The 6,405-nt window shown below is 67.7% G+C and carries 8 protein-coding genes and 1 pseudogene; 2 read left to right on the plus strand and 7 right to left on the minus strand.

The genetic code is table 11. The features are described from left to right. Positions 1–422 precede the first annotated feature (422 nt). A complete protein-coding gene (phhA, locus tag EON91_RS13705) occupies positions 423–1,298 on the minus strand; it encodes a phenylalanine 4-monooxygenase (protein WP_292095829.1) in 876 nt (291 codons plus the stop codon). A 71-nt stretch (positions 1,299–1,369) separates the two neighbouring features. Next, positions 1,370–1,678, minus strand: coding sequence for a heat shock protein HspQ (hspQ, locus tag EON91_RS13710; protein ID WP_292095831.1), 309 nt, complete (start codon positions 1,676–1,678; stop codon positions 1,370–1,372). A gap of 147 nt (positions 1,679–1,825) precedes the next feature. Here hspQ and EON91_RS13715 point away from each other — a divergent pair, with 147 nt between their 5' ends. Continuing rightward, the gene (locus EON91_RS13715; RefSeq protein WP_292095834.1) at positions 1,826–2,935 is read left to right on the plus strand and encodes a Ppx/GppA phosphatase family protein; all 1,110 of its coding nucleotides are present in this window, start codon (positions 1,826–1,828) and stop codon (positions 2,933–2,935) included. Here EON91_RS13715 and EON91_RS13720 read toward each other — a convergent pair. From EON91_RS13720 to EON91_RS13740, 5 genes and pseudogenes are all read right to left on the minus strand, one after another. Then, on the minus strand, positions 2,914–3,816 hold the full coding sequence (locus EON91_RS13720; RefSeq protein WP_292095837.1) for a peptidylprolyl isomerase: 903 nt from the start codon (positions 3,814–3,816) through the stop codon (positions 2,914–2,916). The genes EON91_RS13715 and EON91_RS13720 overlap by 22 nt on opposite strands. Before the next feature lie 59 nt (positions 3,817–3,875). Beyond that, positions 3,876–4,739, minus strand: a complete 864-nt coding sequence (locus EON91_RS13725; RefSeq protein ID WP_292095839.1) for a peptidylprolyl isomerase — start codon at positions 4,737–4,739, stop codon at positions 3,876–3,878. A 3-nt stretch (positions 4,740–4,742) separates the two neighbouring features. After that, positions 4,743–5,225 (minus strand): pantetheine-phosphate adenylyltransferase, encoded by a 483-nt coding sequence (coaD, locus tag EON91_RS13730; protein WP_292095841.1) that lies wholly within the window; start codon positions 5,223–5,225, stop codon positions 4,743–4,745. A 50-nt stretch (positions 5,226–5,275) separates the two neighbouring features. Continuing rightward, positions 5,276–6,079, minus strand: coding sequence for an aminotransferase class IV (locus tag EON91_RS13735; RefSeq protein ID WP_292095844.1), 804 nt, complete (start codon positions 6,077–6,079; stop codon positions 5,276–5,278). Between the two features lie 4 nt (positions 6,080–6,083). Then, positions 6,084–6,311 (minus strand): annotated as a pseudogene (locus EON91_RS13740) (DNA gyrase C-terminal beta-propeller domain-containing protein); the annotation flags it as partial. A 6-nt stretch (positions 6,312–6,317) separates the two neighbouring features. Here EON91_RS13740 and EON91_RS13745 point away from each other — a divergent pair. Then, positions 6,318–6,405: DNA gyrase C-terminal beta-propeller domain-containing protein (locus EON91_RS13745; protein ID WP_292095847.1), on the plus strand; the 88-nt coding region annotated here is incomplete at its 3' end.

A 6,405-nucleotide genomic window follows, 5' to 3' on the forward strand; every position in this document is an offset into this window, starting at 1 on the left:
CCTCCACCCCGTCGCCCTGCGGGCTCCGCGGTCCCCCTCCCCCGCTGCGCAGGGGAGGATCAAACGATCATGATAGCCGCAGCCGAAAACCCTAGCCGTTTCAGCAGCCGCCGCGTTTCCCGCGACAATCGACTCGCCTGATCTGACCTTCGCGCGATCATGTGGCCCTCACACCGCTGCGGAGGGTTTCAGACTAATCAGACTATTCAGACCCTGTTTTCCCCGCCCCCTCCGTCATCCTCGGGCTTGACCCGAGGATCGGACTGTCCGCCTGCGCGACGCCTGCAAGGTTAAGCGCGCCGCATCGCGCGATCCTCGGGTCAAGCCCGAGGATGACGGCGAAAAGCGGTCAGGACTTGCGGCCTTTCAGACGTTTCAGACTATTCAGACCCTCTTTTTCGGGTCCGATTCCGCCCCCGGCGTCAGGCGGCGAACCGTCCGCCCTTGTGGGCATAGGCCTGGGTGCCGTGCGTGATGACCCGGTCGGTCGGCAGGATGGTCTCGATGGGCAAGGGCTCGACGCCCTTCAGCCGGTCGTAGATCGGGCCGAAATCCTTCAGCGTCTCAGCCTTCAGCGCCTCGATGCTGTCGATGACGAAATAGACCTGCTGGAAGTCGTCGATGCGGTACAGGGTCTTCATCACCCGCTCCAGATCGAAGCCGATCCGGTTGGGCGACGGATCGTCCAGGCTGAACACGCTCTCCGTCGCCGACGAGACGATGCCCGCGCCATAGATGCGCAGGCCGCCGGAGTCCTGCATCAGGCCGAACTCGACCGTGTACCAGTACAGCCGCGCCAGGTTCGGCAGCATCCCCAACGACGCCGCCCGCTGCCCACCCTTGCCATAGGCCTCCATATAGGCGGCGAAATCGGGGTCGGTCAGCATCGGCACATGGCCGAACACGTCGTGGAAGATGTCCGGCTCCTGCAGATAATCCAGTTGGTCCGGCTTGCGTATGAACTGGCCCGAAACGAAGCGCCGGTTGGCCAGGTGGTCAAAGAACACCTCGTCCGGCACCAGGCCGGGCACGCACACCACGGTCCAGCCAGTCAGGGCCTGAAGCTTGGGGTTGATGACGTCAAAGTCCGGAATGCCGCCCGCGTTCAGGTCCAGCGCGTCCAGCCCCCGGATGAAGGCGTCGCACGCACGGCCGGGCAGGATCTTCATCTGCCGGGCATACAGCGTGTCCCAGGTCTGGTGCTCGACGGCCGTATAGGCGGACCAGTTCTGGGGGATGGTCCAGTCGGCGGCGGCGCCTTCCGGCGGCTGTTCAAAGACGTGTTCGAAATCTGACATGGCAACCTCGGGGCTCTGTCGGCCTTTGGCGCGATCCTAGGCCTCCGGCGCGGCCGCGTCATCCTCTGCCGTCAGTGAATCCGGCTGGTGCGGGGCGCGTGGTGGCCCTGGTTATCGACGCTGAACAGGCGACGTTCCTCAACCGGAGTCAGTGAGGCTTCGTGACGCTCCAGAACCTCCTCCGCGACATAGGCCACAAAGCCGCCGTCCGAACCGAGGGCCAGAACCTGATAGAAGGGCTGCTCCGGCGACATCGGGCCGGTCTCGCCGGCCGCCCCGGCATAGGCGGCGTCCACGTCCACGACGACTCCGTGGAAGGCGTCGCCGGTATGGCGGACGATCTGGCCGACGTGAAATCTGGCGGTGTGAATGGTCATCATGGCACCGACCATGCGCTCCCGCCCCTGACCGCCATGCCGTCGGTTTCGTTCATCTTGCTGACAGTTTTGGCCTTGGCGTCGGCAACCCGCCCCCCTAGGTTGATGGGGACGGGCGCCGCTTTGGACCGCCCACATGAAAGTTCGGCCATGCCGGAGACCCCTGGCGCGCCCGCACGGCGCGACGAGCGGTCCCAGCCCCGCGCGGCGTCCAGCCGCGGAGCGTCAGGCCGCGACGCGCCCCTCTACGGCGCGCTCGACCTGGGGACCAACAACTGTCGCCTGCTGATCGCGCGTCCGGCGCGGGAGGGCTTCCGCGTCGTCGATTCCTTCAGTCGCATCGTCCGACTGGGCGAGGGACTGACCCGCACCGGCCGTCTGGACGCGGGAGCCATGGACAGGGCCTACGAGGCCTTGGCCCTGTGCGCCGAACGTGTGGCCCGCCGGGGCGTCGAGCCCGCGCGCCTCAGCGCCGTGGCCACCCAGGCCTGTCGCATGGCCGACAACGGCGTCGACTTCGTCGAACGCGTGCGCAAGGGCACCGGCCTGAAGCTGCGCATCATCGACCCGGCCGAAGAGGCCCGCCTGTCCGTCGAGGGCTGCATCAACCTGTTCGACCCGCGCGCCGAGGCGGTGCTGGTAGTCGATGTCGGCGGCGGCTCAACCGAAATTTCGTGGGTCAAGCGCGGTGGCGGTCGTAACGAAACCGTCGCCTGGATGTCCGCTCCGCTGGGCGTCGTCACCCTGGCCGAACGCCATCCCGAGCCCGAGGGCGCGCCTGACAGCTGGTGGGAGGCCATGGTCGGGGACGTCGTCGACGCCATCGCCGCCGCCGGAACCGAGGACGCCGAGATGCGCCGCATCTTCGGCTCGGGCCGGGCGCATCTGGTCGGCACCTCGGGCGCCATCACCAGCCTGGCCGGCGTGCACCTGAACCTGCGCCGCTATCAGCGGGACAAGGTCGATGGATTGTGGATGACACGCGAGGAGTGCGAGGCGGCGGCCGACCGGCTGCGCGCCCTGGGGCCCGCCGGACGCGCGGCCGAGTCCTGCATCGGCCCGGACCGCGCCGACCTGGTTCTGGCCGGCGCCGCCATTCTGGAAGGCGTGCAGCGCGCCTGGCCCTGCGCGCGCGTGCGCGTCGCCGACCGGGGCCTGCGGGAGGGGCTGCTGCTGCAACAGATGCGCGATCAGCGTCAGGCCCCCCGCCGTCGCCGCCGCCGCAGCGGCGGCCCGCGTCAGGCGCCCCCGGTCACCTGAACCGGGAACTCAAGGTCGCACAGCGAGAAGTCGGCGCCCTTGGCCGTCCGTGCGGCCGCGATCATGTCACGGAACCGGGTGGACCCGGCGTCCACGATCTGGACCGTGGGCCGCTCGGCCGCAGGCAGGGTCGAGGCCACTCGCACCCGAATCATCCTGTCCGGCTGGGCCGCAGCCATGGCGCCGTTGTCGCCGTCTCCGACCTGCAGTCCACGTACCACGTCCAGTCCGGACACCACCCGGCCCCAGACCGTGTAGCGCTTGTCCAGCGACGGATAGGCGTGGCGCATCAGGAAGAACTGGCTGTTAGCCGTGTCATTGCCCTCGTCCCGCGCCATGCCCGCCACGCCGGGGCAATAGGTCGCCCAGGACGACACCTTGCCCGACCCGTTCAGCGCCATCAGGGCGTCCGGCTGGCTATAAACCGGCAGCGACTGCAGCCAGCCCAGCCGCAACCCCTGCGGCGTCGCCGCTTCGACAAAGGCCATGTCCGGCGTGCGCTGGAAGGTGAACTCGCCCTTCAGATCCGGATAGGGGCTCTGCCCTTCGCCATTGCCCAGCGGATCGCCGGTCTGGGACATGAACCAGTCGATGACCCGGTGCCACGGTATGCCGTCATAGAAGCCCTTGTCGGCCAGCAGGCGGATACGCTCGACATGACCCGGCGCGACCAGCGGCGCCATCTCGACCAGGATACGGCCCTTGGTGGTGTCGATGACCAGCAAGTTCTCCGCCGCCACCGTGCGCCATTCCGCTACCGCGCCGACAGGAGCGGGCGCCGGCGCGGGCGCTGCCGCCGGAACCGCCTCCTGGGCCTGGGCCTGGGCCGCCCCGGCGCCGAGCGCCAGAGCCAGGGTCAGTGTCAATGGAAACCGCTTCATTCGCCCCTCCGGATGAGTCTGGAGGTGGACGATAGCAGGCCCCGGCCAGATGTCTCGCCCTAGCCGCCGGTGACCTCGACGACGGGTTGCAGCACGCAGACATCCGTCACGTTCTGGGCCTTGGCCGCCACCACGCGAGCGGCAAAGGCAGGCGCCGCCGAATCGATCACACGCGCCGTCGGCCGCTCACCTTCGGCCACGGCCGAGGCGGTACGGACGCGGGTCATGACGTCGGGATCAGCCACGGCCCCGTCCTGCTGACGATCACCGGCCTTCAGCGCGCGCACGACGTCCAGCCCCTGCAGGACGCGTCCGAACGGCGTGTACAGATTGTCCAGCCCCTCGTTGCGGCCGGTCATCAGGAAGAACTGGCTGTTGGCGCTATTCGGGGCGCTGGATCGGGCCATCCCCGCCACCCCGGCGCAGAACAGGCCTGCAGCGGCGGTCTTCATGTCGGCAGTGACGAACATCTGGGCGTCCGGCTGGGTCGTGACAGGCATGGAGCCCATGACGCCCGTCTGGGCCGATCCCAGGCTGGACACCGGCTGGAAGCCGCTGCCACGTCCCCGGCGGAAGGTGAACTCGGGCTCCAGATCGGGTAGTTCGCTGCCGCCTTCGCCCGTGCCTTTGGGATCGCCGGTCTGGGCCATGAAGTCGGGGATCACCCGATGGAACTTCAACCCGTCATAGAAGCCCTGATTGGCCAGGGTACGGATACGCTCGACATGGGCCGGCGCCATGCGCGGCTCCAGTTCGACCAGGACGCGGCCCTTGCTGGTGTCGATGACCAGAAGATTCTCAGGCGCCACGACGCGCCAGTCGGCGGCGGTCGGCGCGGACGCCTCGCTATTCTGAGCGCCCGCAGGAACGGCGGCGGTCAGACACAGGCCGGCCAACGCCGCCGCGATCAATTTGGAGTTCATGCCTTAACCCTTGACCTTGGCCCGCACGCGCTCGGCGACGGCGGGGCTCACGAAACTGTCGATATTCCCGCCCAGGCGAGCGATCTCCTTCACCAGGCGCGAAGCGATCGCCTGATGGCGCGGATCGGCCATCAGGAAGACGGTCTCGATGTCGCTATTGAGGCGCTGGTTCATCGCCGTCATCTGAAACTCGTATTCAAAGTCCGCGACTGCGCGCAGGCCCCGGATGATGAAGGACGCCTCCAGCTCTTCGGCGAAATGCATCAGCAAGCTGGAGAAGGGCCGCACCACGATGTCGGCGTCAAAGCGCGCGACCTCGGCCTTCAGCATCTCGACCCGCTCGGCCGTGGTGAACAGCGGCCCCTTGTCGTCGTTCTGGGCCACGCCGATGACCAGCCGGTCCACCAGCTTCACGGCCCGGCCGATGATGTCCTGGTGCCCATTTGTGACCGGGTCGAACGTCCCCGGATAAAGCCCGATGCGCATGCGCGCCTCCCCGCCGTTTGGGGTCATTTAGCAGGTGCGAAATGAACGGCCTAGATCGTCTGACACGGCTGTGAACGCCAGGCCTGCGCCACCTGTCCGATCATGGCCGTCGCACCGGAAAACCCATGACCGTCGATGTCCGCAATCTCGGCCGCAGGCGTCGCGCTGTTGCACAGGAAGGCCCCGTCGAAATGAATCAGGTCCGGCAATCGCACCGCCTCTGTCCGTTGCGGGACACTCGCCGCCGCCAGGCCAGCACGGATCAGTCTCTGGGCCACTCCGTCCAGCATAGACGCCAGCGGCCAGACGATGGCGTCACCTTGGACAAAGCCGACGTTCCACAGCGTCCCCTCGCTGATCCGCCCGTCCCGATCCACGAACAGGGCGTCGTCAAAACCCGCCTGCCCCGCCGCACGACGCGCCCGCAGCAGACCGAAGGTGGCGACGTGTTTCAGCTCGGCCACCTCGCGTTCATAGAGTTGGCTCTGAACGCGGACACCACCCGCCAGCGAAGCCGGGGAATCAAACACGCCGACCATGACCCTGGGCCGCCCGACCCAGCGCGGATCGCGATTCGATATCTCGGGCGCAAACAGACTGATCCTCAGCCAGGCGTCCGGACGGCCTGCCAGCGCGGTGCGAATGGAGTTGCGCAGAGCGGTCTCACTGACCGCCTCACCGAACACGGCCCGCGCCTCAGCCTCCAGTCGCGCCAGATGAAGGTCCAGCCCCCGCACGCCCCCCGCCTCGACACGAAAGGAGGTGAATGCGCCGTAGTTGACCAACGCCTGATGGGCCAGGTCTTCAAGCGACGCTGGCCGGCCATCGACCCAGAGTGAGGGCGCGACGGCCATTGAATCAGCCCTCGCCGCCCTCTTCCAAAGCCACATCGTCGGCTTCGTCGTCCCCGCCGCTGTCGGCGAGACGTTCGACTGACACGACCTTCTCGTCCTTGCCGGTGCGGAAGATGGTGACGCCCTGGCTGGAGCGGCCGACGACGCGCACCTGACTGACCGGAGTTCGGATCATCTGGCCGCCGTCAGTGACCAGCATCAGGTCGTCGCTGTCCTCGACCGGGAAGGCCGCGGCCAGATGATCCGAACTCCGGTCAGTCAGGTGCGCGTCGTCGGCCGCTCCAGCCAGGGCGTCACCATCTTCCGCACCGGCAAGGACGAGAAGG

This window comes from Brevundimonas sp. (assembly GCF_004210735.1).
In the GTDB taxonomy this organism is placed as follows: Bacteria; Pseudomonadota; Alphaproteobacteria; order Caulobacterales; family Caulobacteraceae; genus Brevundimonas.

What these genes read in the sequence shown, in the direction of transcription:
- EON91_RS13720 (WP_292095837.1), bottom strand. Translation starts at nt 3,816, where the DNA reads ATGAAGCGGTTTCCATTGACACTGACCCTGGCTCTGGCGCTCGGCGCC.
- hspQ (WP_292095831.1), bottom strand. Translation starts at nt 1,678, where the DNA reads ATGATGACCATTCACACCGCCAGATTTCACGTCGGCCAGATCGTCCGC.
- phhA (WP_292095829.1), bottom strand. Translation starts at nt 1,298, where the DNA reads ATGTCAGATTTCGAACACGTCTTTGAACAGCCGCCGGAAGGCGCCGCC.
- coaD (WP_292095841.1), bottom strand. Translation starts at nt 5,225, where the DNA reads ATGCGCATCGGGCTTTATCCGGGGACGTTCGACCCGGTCACAAATGGG.
- EON91_RS13725 (WP_292095839.1), bottom strand. Translation starts at nt 4,739, where the DNA reads ATGAACTCCAAATTGATCGCGGCGGCGTTGGCCGGCCTGTGTCTGACC.
- EON91_RS13735 (WP_292095844.1), bottom strand. Translation starts at nt 6,079, where the DNA reads ATGGCCGTCGCGCCCTCACTCTGGGTCGATGGCCGGCCAGCGTCGCTT.
- EON91_RS13715 (WP_292095834.1), top strand. Translation starts at nt 1,826, where the DNA reads ATGCCGGAGACCCCTGGCGCGCCCGCACGGCGCGACGAGCGGTCCCAG.